Raw genomic sequence first — 22,188 nt, forward strand, 5'->3', positions numbered from 1 at the left:
AAGTCTCGTTAATTTGTGATGGCGCAGAATATACGCAACATTAAAGCGCAGAAAAACCGACCGGAAATACATTCAGCTTTGCCCTGAATTCACAAATGAGCGGATCAAGAATAAGCAGGTAACAAATGAGCATCATAAAAACTGACAGAGCCGCCGAAATGGCTACCTTTTTATCCGTCGCCTGTACCGGCAGTTTAAGTGCGGCAGCGCGTGAACTGGCGCTAACACCGTCTGCGGTCAGCCGCATGATGACCCGGTTGGAAAAACGCCTCGGCGTGCGGCTTATAGTACGCAGCACCCGCAGCCTGCGTTTAACCAGCGAAGGTGAATCTTATGCATTAGCTGCCCGGCGTATTCTGAAGGATTTGGACGATACCGAGCTGACCATTGCCAACCGCGGCAGCCCCAGCGGCAATATCAAAGTAACCACTGCCACCGCGCACAGCCGGCTGACGATAGTGCCGCTGCTAAAAGAGTTTTTGCAGCGCTATCCCGATATTACACTGGAGATTGACGTCTCTGATCAGATCAGAGATGTCGCCTCCAGCCAGGTCGATGTGGCTATCCGCTTCGGTCAGCTACCCGATAGCGGCCTGAATGCCCGCCGTCTCGGCGACACCGGTCGCGTGGTGCTGGCCTCGCCGGAATATCTGGCCAAAGCCGGGGTACCGCAAACGCCGGCCGATCTAGCCCGGCACAACTGCCTGGATTTCAGTTTCCGCCGCTTAGAACCCGGCTGGCCCTTCAGAGAAAATGGCCACGATTTTATGCTGGCCGTCAGCGGCAATATTATCGCCAACAATGGTGAAACCCTGGTGGAACTGGCGCAGCAGGGTATTGGTATTACCCGGGTTGGCCGCTTCCACGTACAGCAGTCGCTGGCAAACGGCCAACTGGTTGCACTGCTGGAAGATTATAACCCGCAAGACCGTGAGGCCATTCACGCAGTGTTTATCGGCGGCAAAAATATCCCCGCCAGGATCCGCGTCTTTGTCGATTATCTGGTGGAGAAAATGACAGCAGGCAGCAGCACTGTTGAGTAGCAGGAGCACTTGCCGCGTAACAACAGTCGGCTTGTAACATAGACAGGCATTTCGCCGCACAGTACACTAAAGCGATATTTTATTAACAAACAAGGCAATACCAGTGAATAGAGAGACTTTGTCTGCAGAGCAAATTGCAGAAATTAAAAGCAACTTCAATTTTTTTGACCGTGACGGCAACGGCCGGATTGAGCTAACCGAGTTTATCGAACTGCTTACGGCGCTGGCCCCTAAAACCAAAGTCAGCCATGTTGAAGAGGGTTTTAAGCTTATCGACACCAACAATAACGGTTATATCGACTTCGCTGAATTCTTAGACTGGTGGCAAGACTGCTGGTGGGAGTACTAAGAAGAAAAGATTCAGCTGGTGCCGGCGCTAAGCCGAAAAACTGATTTTACTTATTGTTACGCCCGTTCTCTGCTTACAGGCGTAACTTAATGTCAGCTTTAACGTTAGCATCATCAGCGCGGCTACCGATATTTTGCATTAATTGCAAACGCATTAATTGGTAAAAAGCTCCCTCCTGTTGCGTAGATAAATGTTGCGGCTTACCCTCTTGCACCAAACTTCCCTGCTCCAGCACCAGTATCCGGTCTGCCCTGGTAATTGTAGAAAAACGATGAGCAATAATAAGTGTCGTTCGATTTTGCATCAGATAATCCAGCGCTCGCTGCACTAAATGCTCGCTAGCGGCATCGAGTGCGCTGGTTGCTTCATCAAGAATAAGAATTTTAGGATCTCTGAGTATTGCTCTGGCTATAGCAATGCGTTGCTTCTGTCCACCAGATAATTGCATCCCATGCTCACCAACTTGTGTTTGATAACCTGAAGGAAAGCTGCAGATAAACTCATCGGCGCAAGCTAGTTTCGCCGCGCGCTGCACCTCATCCTCGCGGACTTCCCGCTCAGAAACTGCAAATGCGATGTTCTCATATATGCTACCACTAAATAATGAAGGTTCTTGCTCTACTACTGCAATTTGCTGACGTACGGCTAATGACTCCAAGTCAGTTACTTGCTCACTACCTAACAAAATCTGCCCCTGGTTTGGTTGGTAGAACCCCAGAAGTAGCGCTACCACCGTAGACTTTCCAGCTCCGGATGGCCCGACTAATGCAATTTTTTCTCCGGGCTGAACATTAAAACTTAGCTGCTTCAGCGCATAGTGCAGAGGTCTTTCAGGGTAACTAAAACTAACATTTCTGAACTGTATGGCGCCATCCAGCACAACTTCCTGCCCGGTACTCTGCGAAATAATGGCCTCCTCAAGTAAGCCAAAAATTTCGCTGGTCGCCCCCACGGTCCTCATCCATTCGCCCCAAAAGTCACTTAAAGTTGAGGCGGACATACTCAACATGCCGGCGTACAAAACAAAGCTGGTTAAATCGCCGGTAGATATTTTTCCGGAACTGATTTGGCCGGCCCCCAGCCATAAAGTAAGTAGTAATGCGCCAAATGTCAGCAACAGCGAACCCGACTGAAATTTTGCAAAAAGGGCGGTGTTCGACAGCGAGATTCGTAAAGATTGCTGATTCACACCGACGTAGCGCTGACTGGCATAAGGCTGCTGATTAAACGCTTTCACCAATCGGATATGGCTCAGATATTCCTGCGCTGTTTTACCGCAAGCGGCTAAAGCATTCTGTTTCTGGATAGAGCGCACCCGAAATTGCCTACCAATCCAACGTGCCATAAACAAACTAACCGGTATTAACATGATGAGTGTTGCGGCAAGGGAAAAGGAGATACTCAGCATCATGACTAAAGCGCCCATAAACAACAAACCAGCACGTAAAAAGAGCGCTAACCCCATTGTTAGGGTGTCATGTAATGTCTCAACGTCTGAACTTAACCTACTGTTTAATTCCCCGACATGATGTTTATCAAAAAAAGCCACAGGTTTATTTAAGATGCTTCGGTACAACTGCTCGCGAACATGATGCACCACCAAATACCCAGTGGACTCAAACACGTAGTAGCGGCCTGCCATTGCTATTGCCTGAAAAACAACCACAACAAGCATCAGAGCCGCGAGATCATTCAGCACTGCAATATCAGGTGTACTTAGATGGTCAATAAAGTAGGCCAGACCTTTAGGCAAGGCCAGCTGAAAAACAACAGTTAACAGCATCAACGCAAGACCGCACGCAAGCCGCCAGCGAAACAACCACAGCAGTCTGAACATCTGGCGTTGTACTTTGTTTTCTTTTGCTGATGTCGTCACGCAACACTCTGCTGAACGTTAGCAAACATCTGTAGCTGATCACAAAAAAGTGTCCAGTTTTCATCTCCAATCAACCCTGAAGCTTCAACTTGTCCCTGATGGTCAATAAAAAGATAGGCTGGTGACATTTGCTGAGGATTCAGTTGCAAATAATCAGGCTGGCTAACTTTTATACTATGCTCTACCAGCTTGTCATCTGCCAAAAACCGGCGAAAATGCCTGACTGATTCATTAGTGACCAGTTTAATCTCCACTCCATTACCATCGATCAATGACAGCAACGGAGGTATTTCAGCCAGCTTCGCTTTGCATTTTGGACAACGGCTTGCAAACATTAATACTGCGGTAGCGGAACCTTGCCGCCAAACCAACTCTAGTTTCGCATTTAGCACGTTTTTTCCGGATAACTGTGGCAATATTGTACCTTCAGCCAGAGCATCCGGCAGGTGAACAAAGCCCGGCAATTGCTTAACCTTTTTATACAGTGTAAATGTCAGCTTTAAATTCAGCGCCAACAACAAAGCCAGTATGCAAACCAATCCGCTAAGCATCTGAATATCAGTCATACTCACTCCTTACTGATAGAAGCTCGATTGTTTCATGCAAGTGAATTAAAACCAGCGTCAGAGCCAAAGCAACAGCAAGCAACGGCATAAACATCACCGGTTGAAACTGAACCTCCGGTGCAATCAAGTACAGACTTATTCCACACATAATTAACAGGTTACGTGCAAGATCCGCGACAGAGAATGTTCTGTGCTGCTCACCAAAACAATTACACCTAAGCGGCCCTTTCAGCCAATAAATTGCCGCCAAAACCATACTGAAAACAACCATCAGGAGCAGCGCCAGCAACATTGCAAATTTGGCCGAACCCGATAACGTCAATAGCCAGAGCGCGAGGCTAAGCTCTATCACTGCAATCACCAGCGCACAGAGAGTACTGAGTGAATTGGGTATATTAAAAGACTCAGACAAATTACGGCGAAAGCTCTTAAACTTGAGGATCTTGGATATGGCAGCCAGTAAAAACAGCAAAGCGGTGCTATAGCGGCAAATACTCAAAAGCAATTCCATCTTTATTACTCCTGTATCCAAACAGGCCTGATGTTCTCTGGCTGTTGGGTTCTCAGATATGACTTACTGCTACTGAGCAAGACAGCTTCAAGCCGGGCGTCATTATTAAAACCTGTCTTTTCGCCTATAGCCTCCTGTAATGACAAGGAAATGCTCCACAGCAAAGGCTCAATTTCTGCTTCACGTTTAACTTTAAATCCAAGATTCTGCAACTCGGTTCCCGATAATGCAAAGTGATGCGAGTGATATCCAGTTAGCAAGTTTCGGATCATAGCCGCACGCTTTTCACTGGAATGCTCAGGCAACTGCCATTGTAACAACTGCTCCCCAATAACCTGAACTTCAGTGCTGACTCTATAAAAAGCGGTTAGTGTTGGCGGAAACAGCTGTTCACACAGAGTCGTCAACAATGCAGCCTGGCTTTGTTCAGAATTCATGCCAAACCAATCTGCAGCCATCTCTTTGAATTTACATATATCTAAACTTGACACTGCTGTTTCAGCCTCCCCCATACCTGAGCCATGCAGGTGAGGATCCACAGGCGAAAACATTGCCAATTCACCAGCAACAATTTGGTCTGCAGCCAGTGCTAACAATGTAGCGGCTGACTGACAAAAATACGGTACCAGCACATGTAATTCGTCACAATAGCTTCGTAACAGCATTGCGATACGCCTTACAGCGTTTATTTCGCCGCCTCTGGATTGCAATACCAAGTCAAGTCGTTTAACTCGCCCTAAGCGCTGCAACTCATTATATAATTGCGGTAGCAGATCCAAATCCAAATGAGTAGCCGCCAGCACCAATACCCGGCTATTCCGTCGTTGCTCTATTTGAGATATTGCAGAACGAACACCATCTGCATTTAGTTTTGACATAAAGCCTTCTCTATTAATAAATCAGCCATCGCTTGGCAGAGCTTTAGCTCTGGCACCAATTGCTCAATGTATAAAAATTGACCATTCGGATTGTTTTCCAGGAAAATCAGTTTCTGGTCAGTGGTCACAATAAAATCCAGTGCGCTGTAAGAAAGGCCATAACTTTGTACAAAACCTAAAATGCGCTGTGCCCAGTCAACAGGCAACTGATATTTGCTGTAACTTATCGCTGCACTCATATCTCTGCAATCAACCTCGGTGCGCTTATCTTGCTGAGAATCGATCTGCGCAGCAAACAACTGTTCACCTATAACGGTAACCCTTAACTCATAGTCTTTTTTTACATAGTGCTGGAAGTGGCAAGGAAGGTTTGACACTGCGGATAAATCAGATAAATCTTGTTCAGTTAATAAGGTAGTAGCCAAGCCAGTACTGAGTTGTTTATCCGGCTCAACTTTATCCGCACCTAACCAAGATGATGATAAAGCTTTGAAAATAATGCCATCGGGGCTACTAGCAGCAAGCTGGGCAACCTTAGCAGGCAAATTAGTAATCAGCGACGCAGGAATAGAAAAACCAAAAGAAATCGCTCTTTGTAACTGCTCAACTTTCCACATTGCACCTCTTAACTGCAATGGATGGCTGATCCAGAAACAATGAAGACTATATAGCCCGCCCAATAACGCATGCTCAGTCTCCTCAACAGCAAACGCACGTTCCTGCTCAGCTAAATTAGCATCAATAAAGCTAAATTCAGCAGGTTTGCGCAACCACACAACGGCAATATCTTTCAGCCTTATAGCTAAACCAGAAGGTAAATGTGTGAGTTCACCCTCAATACCTGTTGATGTATAACCATACCAAAACTGATAATCGCGGGGAAAACAGTCCGAGTTGAGTCTGAATACCTGAATATTGTCATGAGCTATCAGGGGTAAGACTAAATCAACGTGTATATCTTCAGAATGGGAGACGACTAATACTACAGGCATCGCAAAAAAGCCCTCAATAGGAAAAGCCCTTCAACAAACGAAGGGCATAATGAAAGCTTAGCACCACATACCTGTGTCTCTGCTTAGACGCCCATCGGCACGATAGTCTGGGGCAGAGCAACCCGCTGTCGCTACACCATCACGAGCCTGCCATTTGGCAGCGTCATTCTTTGTATTTTTTGCCTTCTCAGCTAATTTAAACGCAAACAGCTTAGGTTGATTTTGTTTCTGCATTTTTAGTCCCTCTATTTTTTTAAAGTATAATTTTCATATATCACCAAAGTGACCACGTATATTAACCACACAAAAGCAATACGAACAAGATGAAAAAATTATAAAAAATAAATGTATTAAAATTAAAAACAAATATCTAAAAGTATAAAATTTATATTTACGTCACCAAATGGTAAAAAAGTAACTTGTATCAAATTATCAGACACGGTATCCACGACTATTTGTGAAACTCAACGACTCGCCGATATCGGCAACTAGGTACGGGTAAACTTTTCCGGAAGGCTATTGTTACTTCCACCAGACGCCGGCGAATATTGCTGAATTTTGAATCCTCAGGGTAAGGCAAGATTCAGACCGGCCCCGCAGCTCCGTACTGAACTCATAGAGTGGTGGGCATGCTAACATCCAGGGGCAAGACCGTTGCTTGCCCCCTTCCAAGCTTTTTAAACCGGATAAAGCCCTGCTATCAATAAATCCGATGTGAAATTAAAGTCAGCAATTTTGTTCTATCCTTTCGCAGGCTGGCTTTTTATACTCGATTTACCCCTTACAGCAAACGAATGACATCATCATGCAAGAGCAGTTTCAATACCTTCCCAGCCCACATATCGATGGTTTGAGCGCTTTCTCTGCCCGGATGAAAGAGTTTAGCTACGACAAACATGCGCATGAAGAATACAGTATTGGTGTAACGCGCAAAGGCCGTCAGGATTTTTTCAGCGACGGGGCTTTTCATAGAAGTAACGCGGGTAATGTCATTTTCTTTAATCCGGAGCAGGTACACGATGGCTGTGCCGGCGCACATTCCGAACTGGAATACGAGATGGTCTACATTCCCGAAACAACGCTGCTAAATATGATGCAATCGCTCGGGCAAATTTCAAAAAACCAGACACGGCTTACACATTCGTTGTTTCACGACGAGCAATTGCGTAATCAGGTGCTGCAGCTAAGCCAGGTGATGCGTGATCCAACACTGTCGGCGTTGGAAGAAGAAGCGGCACTACTCAGTATTGCACAGTCGGTTATCCGCCTCGGCGGAGGCACATTTAACTGTGGCCAATATCATGGCCGTAAAGATACGCTGCTGCTGCGTGCTAAAGAGTACATTCTCAGTAATCTGCAGCAAAAACTGACTGTGGATGAGATATGTAAAACGGCCAATATGTCCAAATATCACTTCATCCGTCTGTTTAATCAGCAGTTCGGTATGACTCCACATCAGTACGTGCTGAATTGTCGTATCAACCGCGCTAAGCAGGCGCTTGAAGTGGGAGACAAAGCTTGCACTGTTGCCGTCAATTTAGGCTTCGCAGATGTCAGCCATTTAAATCGCAAATTCAAACGAGTTTTTGGCATTACGCCGCACCAATATCAGCGACAACTGATTTTCAATATCTAACTACTCTACGAGCAATCCATGACAGACATAATTCTTTATGCCTTTGGCGTGATGTACACGCCTGGGCCGGTGAATGCTATTGGCCTTAATAATGGTATTCAGAAACAAAGTAGTCTCTTCGGCTTCTTCGCTGGCGTCGCAGTTGCCATGTTTGTGCTGTTTTTCTCAGTGGCACTTATCGGCGAGCAGGTGATGAATGATTCATTGCTCAAAGGCGCCTCGGCAATCGGCAGTCTTTATATTCTCTGGTTGGCATACAAAATTTTCCGCTCACAAGCCGGTGAGCAACCCGCAGTTCAGGCTCGCAGACTGACGTTTCGCGATGGCTTGCTAATACAACTGCTTAATCCGAAAGGGATCACCGTAGCACTGCCGGTGGCTACGGTACAATTTCCGGCAGCCGGTATATCTGGCATAACGTTGCTGCTCTGGTGTCTGGGGCTGGCGGTATTCGCCTTTGGCGCACCATGGTCTTACTTTGTATTTGGCCGCCTGCTTGGCAACCATATCAATCAGGCGCGCTATCTGAATGCCATTAACAAAGTAATGGCGCTGTTCTTAGTTTTTGTTGCAGTGGGCATGGGCATGGGCATGGCTTCATTTTTACACTGAATTATAATAATGGCTATATCGATTTCGCCGAATTTTTACAGCGATGGCAAGGCTGAAGATTGGAATATTTCCTTTATTTAACAAATACTTAACAGGAAAAGAAAAAACCGGGGTAATGGTAATATCTTCCAGGCACTGCTTTACTAACAGCTGCTCAGCTTTATAGATTTTAGAGATTGAAGTGTAAGAAGATACAAACATGGACAATGCTATTAAATACTTCATGCTAAATCCTATACTCTGCTACTGCGAACAACAGCAAAAATGACTAAAAATTACCGAATATAGTTCACTTAGCTCCCAGAAAAGCAGGTGGTCTACCTTTGCTTAGGCATTTGCACCAATTATGTCGTGACCGTAGGAGTTATCTATCGAACACAACCATTCACCATTTGGCGACTTCTCAAATACATACGTAGCTTTACGCTCTGTCTCAGGATAATTTGGACCGGATACAATAGTTTTTGCCAATACCAGCGCCGTGTTACCTGATTCCAGAATTTCCAGACCATTTTGCTTCACTTGCAAGCCGTTCTTAAAATAGACGGCGATTTTCTTAAATGCTTCCAGAATTTGAGCTTTACCAACCGCATTAACGCCGGGCATCACTACCAAAACTGCATTGTCAGTATAAATATCCATTAGCGTTTCAAAATCTTCAGCAACGATGGCTCTATCAGCTTTTTCTATTTGCAGTTCGACTAAATGGCGATTCATTGAATGATTACTCCTTTGTACTTAAGGTAAGCCTTTGCATTCTTACTAATTATTGGTGAAAACGACTAAAACATTGGCTGCAGGTTTGCAGCACCTCAGCAAAATATACCTAACCACCTAATTTATAATGATAAAAATACTGGCATAACACTTGATTGCTTAATGATAAAACACCGTATGTTTAACATTAAAAGGATCAACACTATGAACAGAACACTGGTTATTATCTTATTAGTTGTTGTAGGTATTTACTGCTTACCTACTTTACTGGCGGCGGTTGCGACCATTTTTGCCATTGTTATCGGCGTTTTCGGCGCTATTCTCGGCGTAGGTATCTCATTAGTGGTTACGCTATTGCCGGTTATTATTGTTGGCTACCTGATCTGGTGGCTGGTGCGCGACAACCGTCGTAACCGTCAGTATTAACCTATGCCGGTCTAGCATGGGCCCTTAATGGGCCCTAATCAGCAAAACTCACCTTCCCCATAGTAACGCCCGGTATTCCCTCGCGGGCGTTGCTGAATTTTTGCTTACCGCCGACTAAACATTCATTCGCTAGTACGGCAAATAATACCGCTTCTTTCGCGTCGGGGTTTATGCCTAAGTCATGGGTGGTTTTAATACTTACGCCCGGCAGTGCAGCCTGAATTTGGGCCATTAATAACGGGTTATGAATACCGCCGCCGCTGGCGTAAATAACAAACCGCTCCAGTTTTGCTGTGGTTTGCTGAATGGCGCTGATAATCATGTCGGCGCTAAAACAGTTTAGTGTCGCCATAATATCGGCATGGCTTAACTGCTCTGTGCCGCTTACCTGCTGCGCCTTAGCAAGATAGGCCAGGTTAAACACCTCCGGCCCGGTGGTTTTGGGAAAGCCCAGCGCGAAAAACGGGTCTTGCTTTAACGCCCCCAGTAAAGGCTCACTTACCTTTCCGGCTTTGGCCAGTAAGGAGTTTTCATCAAAGTACTTACCCGGATAATGCTGTTGAATAAACGCATCCATCATTGTATTGCCAGGGCCGATGTCGCTGCTAAATACCGCTTCGGCGTCCAGTGTTTGTGGCAGCCAGGTAAAGTTAGCTATGCCGCCGATATTCAGCATAATTCGGTTTTCGCTATTGCTGCTAAACAATAAATAATCGCCATAAACCGCTAAGGGTGCACCCTCGCCGCCGGCAGCAATATGTTTTTGCCGAAAATCACTCAGCGTAATAATACCGGTGGCCATGGCTAAATGGTCACCATCGCCAATTTGCAGCGTGGCATTACCGTAATCAGCCAGATTATGCTGGCGCTTGGGGCAGTGAAAAATGGTCTGGCCGTGGCTGGCTATTACGTCAACATCAGCAGCGGTAAGTTGCCACTGCGCCAGGCACTGGTTAATCATGCGGCCGTGTTCCAGGCCAATCCACGGGTTTAGCAGTGTTACTGCCTGCAGGTCTACTTCACGTTTGGAAAACACTGCCTTTACCCGCTGCTTGTAGTCGGCATCGTAATCTACCGTGGTGAACTGCAGCAAATTAATACGGGTATTAAGGCCATCGCCGCTCAGTTCGCACAGTGCCACATCCAGGCCGTCGAGCGAGGTGCCGCTCATCAAGCCAATAACCTTACGGCTGGGTTTGGCGGCAATATTAAACAAGTTCTGAATATGTGTGTGCATGTGCTTTCCTGTTGAGGCTAACCAAAACTATTGTTGCAAACTGTAGCATGAATAATTTATCCGACAACACTAAGATTAACACTAAATAAAATTGCATAAAATTTCGCATTGGGGTATATATTCATCGAAAGCTAGTTACTAATGTATAAAAAATTCATAAATCTAAACCCGATATTCTAGCTACAGCAACTGGGAGTATACACAGATGGCGTCTTACCTTAGCAGCAAAACCGCCGGTCACACACTGCGCCAGGCCTCGAAACTGGCATTAGCAGTAAACCTGGCATTATTCAGCCAAATCACTCTGGCACAACAAACGGATGAAGCAGCGGTAGAAAAAACCGAAGTGATCACCATCACCGGTTCGCGCATCGCCCGCACTGAACTTGTTGCATCAAGCCCGGTCGCCTCGGTAGATGAAGTACAAATTCAGCTGGACCGCGCCGTTAACGTTGAAGACATTACCGCTAAACTGCCGCAAGCGGCAGCAGGTGCCAATGCTACCGGCGCCACCGTGGGTGACTCTTTAGGCTCATCAACTATCGACTTACGTAGCCTGGGCCAAAACCGTACTCTGGTGCTGATTAACGGTACCCGTGCCATGCCTTTCAGCTTTCGTAACTCGGTAGATGTCAATATTATTCCGGCCGGTTTAATTAAGCGGGTAGATGTATTAACCGGTGGTGCAGCTGCCGTATACGGCGCCGATGCAGTAGCTGGCGTAGTGAATTTTATTATGGACGACAAGTTTGATGGCGTTGAGCTGTCGGCCAGTTATGAAACTGCCGATGGTGGCGGTGAAAAAATGAATACTGAAGCCGTATTTGGTGGCGATATTGCCAATGGCCGTGGCCATATTACCGGTTATGTCGGCTACTCTGAGCGCAAAGCGTTGCTGGCCGGTGAACGTGACTGGGCGATGCAAAACAGCGGCAGCATTATTAATAGCGGCGGTTTTTATACCGATGTTGCCAGCGGCAACAGCTTTGGTATTGACGATAACGGCGGCGTGACGACAGGGCGTAACACAGTAAATATTACTGATCAGCGCTACCTTACCCAGCCAATGGATCGTTTATCTGCCGGTTTGTTCTTCAATACTGAATTTAACGACTACGTTGAACTGTACGGCCGTGGCATGTACGCCAAAGTAAAAGTGACCGGCGCAGGCTCTGCTGGCCAAACCCCCATTTCAGTTAACGAACGGGTTACCTTAACAGCAAATAACCCTTATATTCCTGCGGCGGCGCGCGATCTAATCAGCTTTGACGCAAACGGCAATGCGCTGGTTAACGTAGAGCGCAATCTTGGCCTGGGTGTTCAGAACACTGAAGCCGTGCGCGAATCCAGCCAGTTCCAACTGGGCTTAAAAGGCATATTAACCGATAGCTTAAGTTACGACGTTTACGCCCAGTATGGCCTTACCGACGAAACCTCAAGCATTTATAACAATGCCTACCGCAACAACAATAGCGGTGTCAGCCGTTTCGGTGCTTTGGCCAACACGGTAGATATTTTTGATCCGCAACTGGATTTAAGCTCGTTTAGCGCACCACTGCTGTTTGCTAATCGCGAACGTACCCAAAGTGTATTAGCGGCTACAGTATCGGGCGATTCAGCGCCATTATTTGAATTACCGGCCGGTGCAGTGAGTTATGCGCTGGGTTATGAATACCGTAAAGAAACCGGCAAACAAATTCCGGGCGATGCGTTTCGTAACGGCACCAGCTTTTCCTCAGCCGGTGTATTTGACATGGACGCCAGTTTCGACAGCAAAGAAGCGTATGCTGAAGTGCTGGTACCAGTACTGTTTGACAAGCCTTTTGCCGAGCAACTGGACATTGAAGCAGCTTACCGTATTTCTGAATACTCTAACACCGACGCCGAAAACACCTGGAAGCTTGGCATTAACTGGGCCATAAACAGCGATGTGCGTATTCGTGCCAGCCGCCAAACTGCGTTTCGTGCGCCTAACTTAGGCGAATTTGCCAGCCCGATCACCGCCTTGTCACTGGCGTTGTTTGATCAAACCAGCGAGCAGTTTGTACCACGCTTTGCCGGCCGTTTCGATGGAGACCCATGTTTACTGGGCACCGGTAATGCCGAGCAATGCGCCCGTTACGGTGCCGCGCCGGTAGGCACACCGTTTGATGCCTCTACCGCCAGTTACACCTTTGGTGGTAACCCGGACATTAAACCAGAGCAAGCCGTGTCTTCTACGCTGGGCCTGGTGTATACGCCGTCTTACCTGAAAGGGTTTGATGTCACTCTGGATTACTACACCATTGAAATTACTGATGCAGTAAGCCAGATCCAACCGGCTGCCGCGCTTAAAAACTGTTATATCGACAACCCTGTTGCTGGTAACCCCTTGTGTGACGCAGTACGACGCGACCCGCAAACCGGCCTGATCAGCACGGCCATTGTAAACGACTTTAACCTCGCAGCCGTGAAGCAAGACGGCTTTGACCTGGCGGTTAATTACCGCTTCGACGCCCCAGCTATTATGGGCGGCAGTATGAAGCTGGCGTATCAGGGCACCATTATTACCAAGCAAACCCGGCAGGACAACGCCACCCTGCCAGCGATTGACTGTAAAGGCACCTTTGGCAGCGCTTGCTCTGGCGATTTTGCCAGCGTGCTGCAGGCAGACTACAAACACCGTATGACACTGGATTGGAACCTCGACACTTTGGGCGTTCAGCTGGGCTGGCGTCGTATTGGCGAAGTAGAAAGTGCCTCCAACCGCAGTATCAGCATTGGTGCGCAAAACTATATCGACTTATCTGCATCATGGCAGGCAACTGATGAGCTTAGCGTAACAGCTGGTATTGATAACCTGCTGGATAAAGAGCCGCCATTACCGGTATCTGGCGCCAACCACTTCAACACAGTAAGTGACTACTCAGTTTTAGGTCGCACTGTGGGTATTTCACTGCGTTACAAGCCCGCGTTCTAATCCCGGACCCGGTGTTTCCCGGCCTGTATTGCAGGCCGGGCTTTTCAATTCCCTCCCGTCATAATAAGCTGCTGGTTAAAACCGTTTTACTATACTGAGCCAATCAGGCTGCAAACAGGAATACCGGATGTCTGTACTCGACAAAATTCATGCCCTGCGCGACAAATTTCCGCGGGCTGAGCAACAACTGGCAGAATATATTCTGGCCAACCCGGATCATATCCGTGATATGCCATCACAAATGCTGGCAAAAGCCGTGGGCATCAGCCAGGCAAGTGTGGTGCGCTTTACCCAGAAACTGGGTTACAAAGGCTACCCGGATTTTAAATTTGCTATAACCGACAGCCTGCATCATCAGGTGCTGCCAGCCAGTGCAGACAAACTACACGGCGAGATTTCACTGGACGACACCTTCAGCACCATGAGCCAGAAACTGCTGGCCAGCAAAATTAATGTGTTGAATAAAACCCATACTATTAACTCACAAACTTGCTATGAACAGGCTGCATTGATGTTGCGCAATGCCAAACGGGTGCTGCTGTGTGGCAAAGGCGGTTCAGCCTTAGTGGCAAAAGATTTTTCTTACAAGCTGCAAAAGCTCGGTATGGCGGCGCTGGCTGAAACCGACACCCATGTGCAACTGGCCAATATTGCTAACTACACCGCCGACGATGTGCTGGTGGTGCTGAGTGAATCGGGTGAAACGCCCGATAGCGTGAAAATTACCGAGCAAGCGGCCAGCAACAGCGTGCAAATTATCAGTATTACCGCTTATGGTGCCAATAGCATTGCCCGGCTAGCCGGGCTGAATTTGTACACAGTAGCAGATGAAAGCTCTGCGCGGCTGTCATCTATTCTGGCGCGTAATGCCCAGGAGCTGGTGATCGACACACTGTTTATTCTGCTAACCCAAACCTGCCCGCAAGGCCGCAAAAAACTGGCGGCATCCAACAAAGCAGTAGACACCTTTTTAGCCCGTAAACGCTAACACATTAAAATATTCTAATATAGAGTCACAAAAGCTTGATCCAGCGCATAAGCGCTGGCTGCCTTCGCTTGTATAGTGTTTGGGCTGTACTACCTTATAGGTACTGCCTAACATTAACCTGCGCACGCGGAGTATGCAGATGGATATTGTAGACCTGTCACGACTTCAGTTTGCCTTTACGGCAATGATCCACTTCCTGTTTGTTCCTCTTACTCTTGGTATGGCATTTTTACTGGCCATTATGGAATCGGTTTATGTTATGACCGGTAAAACCATTTACCGTGATATGACCAAATTCTGGGGTAAGTTATTTGGCATTAACTTTGCGCTTGGCGTTACCACCGGCATCGCCATGGAGTTCCAGTTTGGTACCAACTGGTCTTATTATTCACATTATGTTGGCGACATTTTCGGCGCACCGCTGGCAATTGAAGCACTGATGGCATTTTTTCTTGAATCTACCCTAATCGGCTTATTTTTCTTTGGCTGGGACAGGTTAAGCAAAGAAAAACATTTAGCAGTAACCTGGCTAATGGCATTAGCCAGCAATTTGTCGGCGTTGTGGATCTTAGTCGCCAACGGCTGGATGCAACATCCGGTAGGCTCAGTATTTAATATCGACACGATGCGGATGGAGCTAACCAGCTTTAGCGAGGTTATTTTTAACCCGGTAGCTCAGGTTAAGTTTGTTCACACCGTATCGGCCGGTTATGTTACCGGTGCGGTATTTGTACTGGCCATTTCCAGTTGGTATCTGCTCAAAGGCCGTGATTTACCGTTTGCCCGGCGCAGCTTTGCTATTGCTTCAGCCTTTGGCCTGGCCAGTGCGCTGTCGGTAATAGTGCTGGGAGATGAATCAGGCTATGAAATTGGCGATGTGCAAAAAGTAAAACTGGCAGCCGTTGAGGCAGAATGGCATACCCACCCGGCACCCGCTGCCTTTACCGTGTTTGGCGTGCCGAACGAGCAAACACAAACCACCGACTACGCGCTGAAAATTCCGGCCGTACTTGGCCTTATTGCTACCCGTTCGGTAACAGAAGAAGTAGCCGGCATCAGCGAACTGAAAGAAAAACACCTTGAGCGTATTATCCGCGGCCAGGAAGCTTATGTGCTGATGACGCAATATCGCGCCGGTGACAAATCTGCCGCTACTATTAATCGCTTTAATGAAGTTAGCGCCGATTTAGGCTATGGCATGCTGTTAACGGCTTACACCGACGATGTTGCCAATGCCACAGCCGAACATATTGCTCAGGCGGTAGAAGACTCTGTGCCTAAAGTGTGGCCGCTATTTTGGAGTTTCCGCATTATGGTAGCGTGCGGCGTAGCAATGCTGGTGCTGTTTGCTGCGGCCTTCTGGCACAGCGCCAAACGCACGGTAGATAAACCACGCTGGCTGCTTAAATTTGCCCTTTTCAGCCTGCCGCTGCCCTGGATAGCCTGTGAAGCAGGCTGGTTTGTTGCTGAGTATGGCCGCCAGCCCTGGGCCATAGGTGAAATACTGCCAACCCATTTAGCGGTGTCGCAGCTTAGTGTCAGCGATATCTGGTTCAGCCTTGGCGCCATTGTAGTGCTATACACCATCTTCGTGATTATCGAAATGTGGCTGATGACTAAATACGCCAGGCTTGGGCCCTCCAGCCTGCATACCGGTAAGTACGATTTAGAAAGCCCAGCTACCGTGAAGGAGGCATAACATGGATTACGAAGCACTAAGGTTTATCTGGTGGTTGCTGATTGGCGTACTGCTGATTGGTTTTGTAGTAACCGACGGTTTTGATATGGGTGTCGCCGCCTTGCTAAAAGTGCTGGGCAAAAGCAATGACGAGCGCCGCGTTATGATCAACACCATAGCGCCGCACTGGGATGGTAATCAGGTATGGTTGATTACTGCTGGCGGTGCCTTATTCGCAGCCTGGCCTACGGTATATGCCGCCTCGTTCAGTGGCTTTTATATCGCCTTAATGTTAACGCTGTTTGCGCTGTTTTTACGGCCGATTGGCTTTGAATACCGCGCTAAAATTGACAATGAGCAATGGCGTAGCCGCTGGGACTGGGCGCTTACTGCAGGCTCGGCCATACCGGCGCTGATTTTTGGCGTAGCGTTTGGCAACCTGCTACAAGGCGTACCCTTTTACTTTGACGACATTTTGCGCCTGCACTACACCGGCAGCTTTTGGGCCTTGCTTAATCCCTTCGCCTTGCTGGCCGGCGTGTTAAGTTTGCTAATGATAGTAAACCACGGCGCCACTTACCTGCAGCTGAAGACCGAAGCCGAACTTAAAACACGCAGCGAAAAACTGTCGGTAGTACTCGCCCTTATATGTGCGGTTATCTTTGTGCTGGCCGGTGTCTGGCTGTTTCTTGCAGTAGATGGCTATAGCGTTACCAGTATTATTGATACTAACGGTGCCAACCGTACTACCGACAAAACGGTACTGATAAGTGCCGGAGCCTGGTTTAGTAACTATGCTAAATGGCCACTGCTGTGGCTGGCACCGGCGCTTGGCGTGGCGGGCTTTTTAATCTGCGCGCTGGCCAGTAAAACGCAGCGCCATATTACCGCTTTTATCAGCTCATCTTTGGCTATTGCCATGGTGGTGCTAACGGCAGGTATCAGTATGTTCCCGTTTGTTATGCCATCCAGCACCACGCCGGCACACAGCCTGACCATGTGGGACGCCACCGCCAGTGAAACCACGCTGATGATTATGTTTGTAGTGGCCTGCATCTTTGTACCGCTGATCCTGGCATATACCGCCTGGAGTTACTTTGTCATGCGCGGGCGCTTAAACGAGCAGCATATCCGTGACAATAGTCATTCACTGTACTGATCTTCAGCGAAGAAAAAGGAGCAAATTATGTGGTATTTTGCCTGGATCTTAGGCGTATTAATGGCCTGCTCATTTGGCATTATCAATGCCATGTGGCTGGAATTTAAAGGCTACGAAGGCGAGGATGCCCAAGCTGACTAGCCCAACCAAACCGGCGCAGCAGTTGGCAACACTGCTGCAAAGCCAGCGTAAACGGCTTAATAGCGCCCTGCTGTTAGCCGTAAGCGCCAGCCTGCTGTTTATCTTGCAATGTTATTTACTGGCCAGCCTGTTTGCCAGCTGGCTTGTTATCAGCCAGCAAGGCCTGGCAGTTAACAGCGACCAACTGCTTAACACCCTGCCCTGGCTGGCGCTGTGCCTGCTGGGGCGGCCTGCACTGCAATATTACCGTGAACAACTTAGCTTAAAGGCCAGCCAGCATATCCGTAGCAGCTTACGTGTGCAGCTGCTGGCAAAACTGGCTGACGCCGGCCCGGCTAAAAACCAGTACGGTAACGATGGTAGCTTAAGCAGCAAACTGCTGGAGCAGGTTGATGCGCTGGATGGTTTTATCAGCCGCTATTATGTACAACGTTATCTGGTGCTGATCACGCCATTGCTGCTGGTGGGTGCCACCTTTATTTACAGCCCGCTGGCGGCAGTTATTTTATTAGTTACCGCCCCGCTGGTGCCACTGTTTATGATCTTGCTCGGCAATGCCGCCGCCGGTGCCAGCCAGCGCCAGTTGCAACAACTTAGCCGCATGAGTGGCCGTTTTCTTGATTTAGTGCGAGGTATGCCTACGCTGCAACAGCTACAGGCTACTGAACGCGCTGCGCAATCTGTTGCCACTGCCGCCGGGCGTTACCGCGACAGCAGCATGGGCGTACTGAAATTAGCGTTTTTATCCGGCGCAGTGCTGGAGTTTTTCTCTGCACTGGCCATCGCCTTACTGGCACTGTATTTAGGCCTGGGGCTGCTGGGGATTTTGCCCTGGGCCAAAGAGGTTATACCGGTGCCTTATCAGGGCGCTTTGTTTATTTTGCTGCTGGCACCGGAGTTTTATGCCCCTCTGCGCCAGCTTGGCAGCGATTACCACGCCAAAGCACAGGCCGAAGCCGCAATTGACGAGCTAAGCCCCATTTTACAGCGTCAGGCCTGGCAACACCCGGGCACACAACAGCTAACACTAAGTGGCGCACCAGATATCGAGCTGCAACAACTACATATTTTAACTGCAGAGCAGCGCCAGCGGCTGGCACCCGTTAGCTTTAGCATAAAAAGTGGCGGGCGCATTGCCCTGCAGGGGCCAAGTGGCTGCGGTAAATCCAGCCTGTTATATGCTCTGCTGGGTTTTGTGCCATATCAGGGCAATATTCTGATCAATCAGCTCAGCCTGGCGCAGCTTGAACGCCACCACTGGCAACAGCAACTGGGCTATATGGCGCAGTACAGCAGTATTGCTGCAGCCAGCATTGCAGATAACCTGCGCCTCGCCGTACCCGACGCTACAGAGCAACAGCTCATTAATGCGCTGCAACAGGTAGAGCTGTGGCCATTAATACAGCAATTACCGCTTGGCCTTAACACTGTACTGGGCGAGCGTGGTCGGGGTTTATCCGGCGGCCAGCTGCAACGGCTGGCACTGGCGCAGTTGTTGTTGCGCGATGCTAAAGTATGGTTGCTGGACGAGCCCACCGCGCACTTAGATGGCGCTACCGCTTATCGTTTACACCAGCTGATTGGCACACTCAGCCAGGGTAAAACACTGATTATCGTTAGCCACCAGCTACATGGCCTGGACTGGCTGGATGACGTGATCCGGCTGCCCAACCCGGCGGTTAACCCTGTTGGCGGAGCACGCTATGCCCACCCATGAGAGTATGTCCACGCCTGAGCCTACTATACGTTTACGCCGTTTGCTGCACAGCCGGCGTAACGCCTGGCTGCTGGCACTATTGCTGGGGTTGGTCACTTTACTGGCCGCAGCAACCCTGCTGGCACTATCCGGCTGGTTTATTAGTGCCGCCGCATTGGCAGGGCTGGCCAGCGTGGGGGCCTATGGTTTTGATTACTTCCGCCCGGCGGCGATTATCCGCCTCTGTGCCATTGGCCGCACGGCCGGGCGCTACGCCGAGCGCTTAACCTCACACTATGCCGCTCTTGGCCTGCTAAAGGATTTACGCGTACACAGCTTTAACGCGCTGGCAAAGCAGCCGCACAGCCACCGCCATTCAGCAGATACGCTGCAACGTCTGGTCGGTGATATCGATTTACTCGATCAGTTCCCATTAAAAGTTATTGCGCCCTGGCTCTGGGCCTGCAGTTTAACCGTGCTGGTGCTATTGTTTTGGTCTTTGCTGGCGCCTACTCTGGTGATCTATGCCGCCCCTTGCCTGCTGCTGGCGCTGGCGTTGCCGCTGCTTACGGTGCGCCGAGGCCAAGCGCTGGCACAACAGGATACCTGCACCGCTACACAGCGGCGTAAGCTGTTGCTGGAGCCGCTATCAATGCTGACGTCGTTACTGTTGTGGCAACGCTGGGCAGATAAAATCAACCAATTTAGCGCCCTGGATCAGGCTTATATCCATCTACAGCTGTGCCAGCAGCAATTAATCAGCCGTACCGCTTTGGTGCAGCAAAGCTTGCTGGCATTAAGCCTGCTGGCACTGTTGTGGCAAGGCAGCATACTGGTGGCAGACAACAGGCTAACCGTGCCGCTGCTGCTGGCCGCCATGCTGGCACTGTGGGCCTTGCATGAAGTATTGCTGCCGCTATGCCAGAGCTTTATTGCGCTAGGGCTGAGCGTGGCGGCCCGAGACCGGCTGAATCAGTTAACTGATGTCAGCGCACCAAAACAGCTTGGCAAACCTGAACCTGCCGCACCGCTGAGCCTGAATGTATGGCAGTTGTCGGCACGCCAGAATGGTGCTTTACTTGGCCCTTCACAGGTCAGCTTTAACCTGCAAAGTGGTGATGTACTACTTGTCAGTGGCGCCTCCGGCAGCGGTAAAACGACTTTATTGCAGGCGCTGGCTAATCAACTGGCGTTTAGTGGTGATATCAACCTGAACGGCCTGCCATACGCCGAATGGCAACTGAGTAATACTGTGGGCTATTTGCCACAACAACCGGACTTATTTGATTTAACTCTGGCGCAAAACCTACGCTTAGGTGCGCCAGATGCAACCGAGCAACAGCTATGGCAGGTATTAGATGATGTGGCACTAAGCGACTGGGTAAAAAGCCAGCCGCAGCAACTGGATACGGTGATGGGTGAATACGGTGCCGCGGTGTCTGGCGGCCAGGCCCGGCGCATTTCCCTGGCGCGCTTGTTGCTAACGCAGCGGCCGCTATTACTGCTAGACGAACCTTTTGCCGGGCTGGACCCCGCAACCACGCAACAGGTGTTGCAAAACTTGCTGCAGCGTCAGCGTAATAGCTTGCTGATTATTGTCAGCCATCAGCAGCTTAATATACCGCAAGCTAATCAGCTGCGGCTATAACTGCGCCGGTTAAAATGCACCTTACTATCGGGAAAACGGAGCTTCAATTAATTTAGCTTTAGCACTAATTAAAAAAACCAATTGCTGCAATTAACGATAAAAGTCTCTAAAATCAGCCTTAGTGCGCGATTTTTGTGTCAGAAAGATTTACAGCGCTGTGGCTAACCCAGCACTAAATACAGAAAAATTTTATAATTTACAAACAGTTCCGTACTTTGGTATTTTTTTTGCATTAAAGCAGCCATTAAACGGATGCCCGGCAGAATGGATAAAACAGCGTCCGGGCGGCATCAGCTCATTGGATTAAGGCTATCACTATGGAAAAGTTACTTGTTGCCAGTTTGCTTGTACTTAGCAGTACCAGTTATGCAGCTACCCAAACATGGGATTTTGTTGGCAGCGGCGGTGTCAGCAGCCTGAACCGTAATATAGTTGCCAATAGCGTCAACCTGAGTGACAACGACAACACTATGTCGGTGACAATGACCGGCTGGTCGGCCTACAACGATGAAAACATTTTTCAAAGCGAACTGTGGCTAAGTCAATGGGGTACGCTGGTATATAATGCCAACGGCGAAGCGCACTGGACAGATAACGTCGGGCGCTATGACTTTGTGCTGTTGTCTTTTGATCAGGATGTTGAGCTGTCTGGCATCAGCATTTCTAACTACATGACCGACTCTGATATTTCTATTGCAGCCTTTGACAGCAACCCGTTTGAAGGTGGCTCTGCCATGACACGCTGGAATCAGGTATCCGGTTATGCACTGTCATCTTCCAGTTTTTCTAATGTTGGTTCTTCACCACTGAACCAGTATTATGCTCTGGACAGCGGCGCCAATCAGGCTAAAACAACAGCCGGTACCAGCGCCAGTTATTGGCTGATTGGTGCTTACAACCAGTATTTTGGTGGTGGTTTAACAGCGGGTAATGACAACCTGAAATTCAGTGGCTTAACCACTAAAACCTCAGATACTACCCAGGTTTCTGCTCCTGCCAGCTTGTCATTGTTTGCCTTTGCTTTATTAGCTTTTGCCGGCCGGCGCAAAAAGCTGCGTTAATTTTTATTGTGTTAC

General features: G+C 48.7%; 20 protein-coding genes. 13 read left to right on the plus strand and 7 right to left on the minus strand.

What is annotated here, in order from left to right; all coding sequences use genetic code 11:
* Positions 1 to 125 precede the first annotated feature (125 nt).
* Positions 126 to 1,043: a LysR family transcriptional regulator gene (locus MJX74_RS17770; RefSeq protein ID WP_240224359.1), complete on the plus strand. Its 918-nt coding sequence runs from the start codon at positions 126 to 128 to the stop codon at positions 1,041 to 1,043.
* A 103-nt stretch (positions 1,044 to 1,146) separates the two neighbouring features.
* A complete protein-coding gene (locus tag MJX74_RS17775; RefSeq protein WP_240224360.1) occupies positions 1,147 to 1,392 on the plus strand; it encodes an EF-hand domain-containing protein in 246 nt (81 codons plus the stop codon).
* Between the two features lie 73 nt (positions 1,393 to 1,465).
* On the opposite strand, the gene MJX74_RS17780 is transcribed toward MJX74_RS17775, so the two are convergent.
* From MJX74_RS17780 to MJX74_RS17800, 5 genes are read right to left on the minus strand one after another with little or no spacing between them, the layout of a single operon-like run.
* The gene (locus MJX74_RS17780) at positions 1,466 to 3,268 is read right to left on the minus strand and encodes an ABC transporter ATP-binding protein (protein WP_240224361.1); all 1,803 of its coding nucleotides are present in this window, start codon (positions 3,266 to 3,268) and stop codon (positions 1,466 to 1,468) included.
* A complete protein-coding gene (locus MJX74_RS17785; protein WP_240224362.1) occupies positions 3,265 to 3,834 on the minus strand; it encodes a hypothetical protein in 570 nt (189 codons plus the stop codon). Before MJX74_RS17785 ends, MJX74_RS17780 begins: the two co-directional genes overlap by 4 nt.
* Entirely contained in the window at positions 3,827 to 4,345 is a 519-nt protein-coding gene (locus MJX74_RS17790; RefSeq protein WP_240224363.1) for a MauE/DoxX family redox-associated membrane protein, read from the minus strand. The genes MJX74_RS17785 and MJX74_RS17790 overlap by 8 nt, the downstream gene beginning before the upstream one ends.
* A gap of 5 nt (positions 4,346 to 4,350) precedes the next feature.
* Positions 4,351 to 5,223, minus strand: coding sequence for an SDH family Clp fold serine proteinase (locus tag MJX74_RS17795; RefSeq protein WP_240224364.1), 873 nt, complete (start codon positions 5,221 to 5,223; stop codon positions 4,351 to 4,353).
* Positions 5,211 to 6,215: an MvdC/MvdD family ATP grasp protein gene (locus MJX74_RS17800; RefSeq protein WP_240224365.1), complete on the minus strand. Its 1,005-nt coding sequence runs from the start codon at positions 6,213 to 6,215 to the stop codon at positions 5,211 to 5,213. Before MJX74_RS17800 ends, MJX74_RS17795 begins: the two co-directional genes overlap by 13 nt.
* A gap of 805 nt (positions 6,216 to 7,020) precedes the next feature.
* On the opposite strand from MJX74_RS17800, the gene MJX74_RS17805 reads away from it, so the two are divergent.
* Both MJX74_RS17805 and MJX74_RS17810 read left to right on the plus strand, forming a co-directional pair.
* Positions 7,021 to 7,851: an AraC family transcriptional regulator gene (locus MJX74_RS17805; protein WP_240224366.1), complete on the plus strand. Its 831-nt coding sequence runs from the start codon at positions 7,021 to 7,023 to the stop codon at positions 7,849 to 7,851.
* A gap of 18 nt (positions 7,852 to 7,869) precedes the next feature.
* Complete coding sequence (locus tag MJX74_RS17810) at positions 7,870 to 8,463, plus strand: LysE family translocator (protein ID WP_240224367.1); 594 nt, start codon at positions 7,870 to 7,872, stop codon at positions 8,461 to 8,463.
* A gap of 327 nt (positions 8,464 to 8,790) precedes the next feature.
* Here MJX74_RS17810 and MJX74_RS17815 read toward each other — a convergent pair whose 3' ends face one another.
* Positions 8,791 to 9,180, minus strand: coding sequence for a YybH family protein (locus MJX74_RS17815; RefSeq protein ID WP_240224368.1), 390 nt, complete (start codon positions 9,178 to 9,180; stop codon positions 8,791 to 8,793).
* Between the two features lie 204 nt (positions 9,181 to 9,384).
* Here MJX74_RS17815 and MJX74_RS17820 point away from each other — a divergent pair, with 204 nt between their 5' ends.
* Entirely contained in the window at positions 9,385 to 9,606 is a 222-nt protein-coding gene (locus MJX74_RS17820; protein ID WP_240224369.1) for a hypothetical protein, read from the plus strand.
* Between the two features lie 34 nt (positions 9,607 to 9,640).
* On the opposite strand, the gene MJX74_RS17825 is transcribed toward MJX74_RS17820, so the two are convergent.
* The gene (locus MJX74_RS17825) at positions 9,641 to 10,843 is read right to left on the minus strand and encodes an anhydro-N-acetylmuramic acid kinase (RefSeq protein WP_240224370.1); all 1,203 of its coding nucleotides are present in this window, start codon (positions 10,841 to 10,843) and stop codon (positions 9,641 to 9,643) included.
* A 205-nt stretch (positions 10,844 to 11,048) separates the two neighbouring features.
* Between MJX74_RS17825 and MJX74_RS17830 the strand changes: the two genes are divergently transcribed.
* The 8 genes from MJX74_RS17830 (at position 11,049) to xdp1 (ending at position 22,173) form a co-directional block, all read left to right on the plus strand.
* The gene (locus MJX74_RS17830) at positions 11,049 to 13,802 is read left to right on the plus strand and encodes a TonB-dependent receptor domain-containing protein (protein ID WP_240224371.1); all 2,754 of its coding nucleotides are present in this window, start codon (positions 11,049 to 11,051) and stop codon (positions 13,800 to 13,802) included.
* A gap of 127 nt (positions 13,803 to 13,929) precedes the next feature.
* Positions 13,930 to 14,790: a MurR/RpiR family transcriptional regulator gene (locus tag MJX74_RS17835; protein ID WP_240224372.1), complete on the plus strand. Its 861-nt coding sequence runs from the start codon at positions 13,930 to 13,932 to the stop codon at positions 14,788 to 14,790.
* A gap of 139 nt (positions 14,791 to 14,929) precedes the next feature.
* Complete coding sequence (locus MJX74_RS17840; RefSeq protein WP_240224373.1) at positions 14,930 to 16,489, plus strand: cytochrome ubiquinol oxidase subunit I; 1,560 nt, start codon at positions 14,930 to 14,932, stop codon at positions 16,487 to 16,489.
* 1 nt (position 16,490) lies between these two features.
* Positions 16,491 to 17,627, plus strand: a complete 1,137-nt coding sequence (gene cydB / locus MJX74_RS17845; RefSeq protein ID WP_240224374.1) for a cytochrome d ubiquinol oxidase subunit II — start codon at positions 16,491 to 16,493, stop codon at positions 17,625 to 17,627.
* 27 nt (positions 17,628 to 17,654) lie between these two features.
* Positions 17,655 to 17,768: a cytochrome bd-I oxidase subunit CydX gene (gene cydX / locus MJX74_RS17850; protein WP_068233175.1), complete on the plus strand. Its 114-nt coding sequence runs from the start codon at positions 17,655 to 17,657 to the stop codon at positions 17,766 to 17,768.
* Positions 17,752 to 19,485, plus strand: a complete 1,734-nt coding sequence (gene cydD, locus MJX74_RS17855) for a thiol reductant ABC exporter subunit CydD (RefSeq protein ID WP_240224375.1) — start codon at positions 17,752 to 17,754, stop codon at positions 19,483 to 19,485. Before cydX ends, cydD begins: the two co-directional genes overlap by 17 nt.
* Complete coding sequence (locus tag MJX74_RS17860; protein ID WP_240224376.1) at positions 19,472 to 21,112, plus strand: amino acid ABC transporter ATP-binding/permease protein; 1,641 nt, start codon at positions 19,472 to 19,474, stop codon at positions 21,110 to 21,112. Before cydD ends, MJX74_RS17860 begins: the two co-directional genes overlap by 14 nt.
* A gap of 317 nt (positions 21,113 to 21,429) precedes the next feature.
* Positions 21,430 to 22,173, plus strand: a complete 744-nt coding sequence (gene xdp1, locus MJX74_RS17865; RefSeq protein ID WP_240224377.1) for an exosortase-dependent surface protein XDP1 — start codon at positions 21,430 to 21,432, stop codon at positions 22,171 to 22,173.
* Positions 22,174 to 22,188 lie beyond the last annotated feature (15 nt).

It is taken from the genome of Rheinheimera hassiensis, from assembly GCF_022436675.1.
Taxonomy (GTDB): Bacteria; Pseudomonadota; Gammaproteobacteria; order Enterobacterales; family Alteromonadaceae; genus Alishewanella; species Alishewanella hassiensis.

What these genes read in the sequence shown, in the direction of transcription:
- MJX74_RS17770 (WP_240224359.1), top strand. Translation starts at nt 126, where the DNA reads ATGAGCATCATAAAAACTGACAGAGCCGCCGAAATGGCTACCTTTTTA.
- MJX74_RS17785 (WP_240224362.1), bottom strand. Translation starts at nt 3,834, where the DNA reads ATGACTGATATTCAGATGCTTAGCGGATTGGTTTGCATACTGGCTTTG.
- MJX74_RS17790 (WP_240224363.1), bottom strand. Translation starts at nt 4,345, where the DNA reads ATGGAATTGCTTTTGAGTATTTGCCGCTATAGCACCGCTTTGCTGTTT.
- MJX74_RS17795 (WP_240224364.1), bottom strand. Translation starts at nt 5,223, where the DNA reads ATGTCAAAACTAAATGCAGATGGTGTTCGTTCTGCAATATCTCAAATA.
- MJX74_RS17800 (WP_240224365.1), bottom strand. Translation starts at nt 6,215, where the DNA reads ATGCCTGTAGTATTAGTCGTCTCCCATTCTGAAGATATACACGTTGAT.
- MJX74_RS17805 (WP_240224366.1), top strand. Translation starts at nt 7,021, where the DNA reads ATGCAAGAGCAGTTTCAATACCTTCCCAGCCCACATATCGATGGTTTG.
- MJX74_RS17810 (WP_240224367.1), top strand. Translation starts at nt 7,870, where the DNA reads ATGACAGACATAATTCTTTATGCCTTTGGCGTGATGTACACGCCTGGG.
- MJX74_RS17815 (WP_240224368.1), bottom strand. Translation starts at nt 9,180, where the DNA reads ATGAATCGCCATTTAGTCGAACTGCAAATAGAAAAAGCTGATAGAGCC.
- MJX74_RS17820 (WP_240224369.1), top strand. Translation starts at nt 9,385, where the DNA reads ATGAACAGAACACTGGTTATTATCTTATTAGTTGTTGTAGGTATTTAC.
- MJX74_RS17825 (WP_240224370.1), bottom strand. Translation starts at nt 10,843, where the DNA reads ATGCACACACATATTCAGAACTTGTTTAATATTGCCGCCAAACCCAGC.
- MJX74_RS17830 (WP_240224371.1), top strand. Translation starts at nt 11,049, where the DNA reads ATGGCGTCTTACCTTAGCAGCAAAACCGCCGGTCACACACTGCGCCAG.
- MJX74_RS17835 (WP_240224372.1), top strand. Translation starts at nt 13,930, where the DNA reads ATGTCTGTACTCGACAAAATTCATGCCCTGCGCGACAAATTTCCGCGG.
- MJX74_RS17840 (WP_240224373.1), top strand. Translation starts at nt 14,930, where the DNA reads ATGGATATTGTAGACCTGTCACGACTTCAGTTTGCCTTTACGGCAATG.
- cydB (WP_240224374.1), top strand. Translation starts at nt 16,491, where the DNA reads ATGGATTACGAAGCACTAAGGTTTATCTGGTGGTTGCTGATTGGCGTA.
- cydX (WP_068233175.1), top strand. Translation starts at nt 17,655, where the DNA reads ATGTGGTATTTTGCCTGGATCTTAGGCGTATTAATGGCCTGCTCATTT.
- cydD (WP_240224375.1), top strand. Translation starts at nt 17,752, where the DNA reads ATGCCCAAGCTGACTAGCCCAACCAAACCGGCGCAGCAGTTGGCAACA.
- MJX74_RS17860 (WP_240224376.1), top strand. Translation starts at nt 19,472, where the DNA reads ATGCCCACCCATGAGAGTATGTCCACGCCTGAGCCTACTATACGTTTA.
- xdp1 (WP_240224377.1), top strand. Translation starts at nt 21,430, where the DNA reads ATGGAAAAGTTACTTGTTGCCAGTTTGCTTGTACTTAGCAGTACCAGT.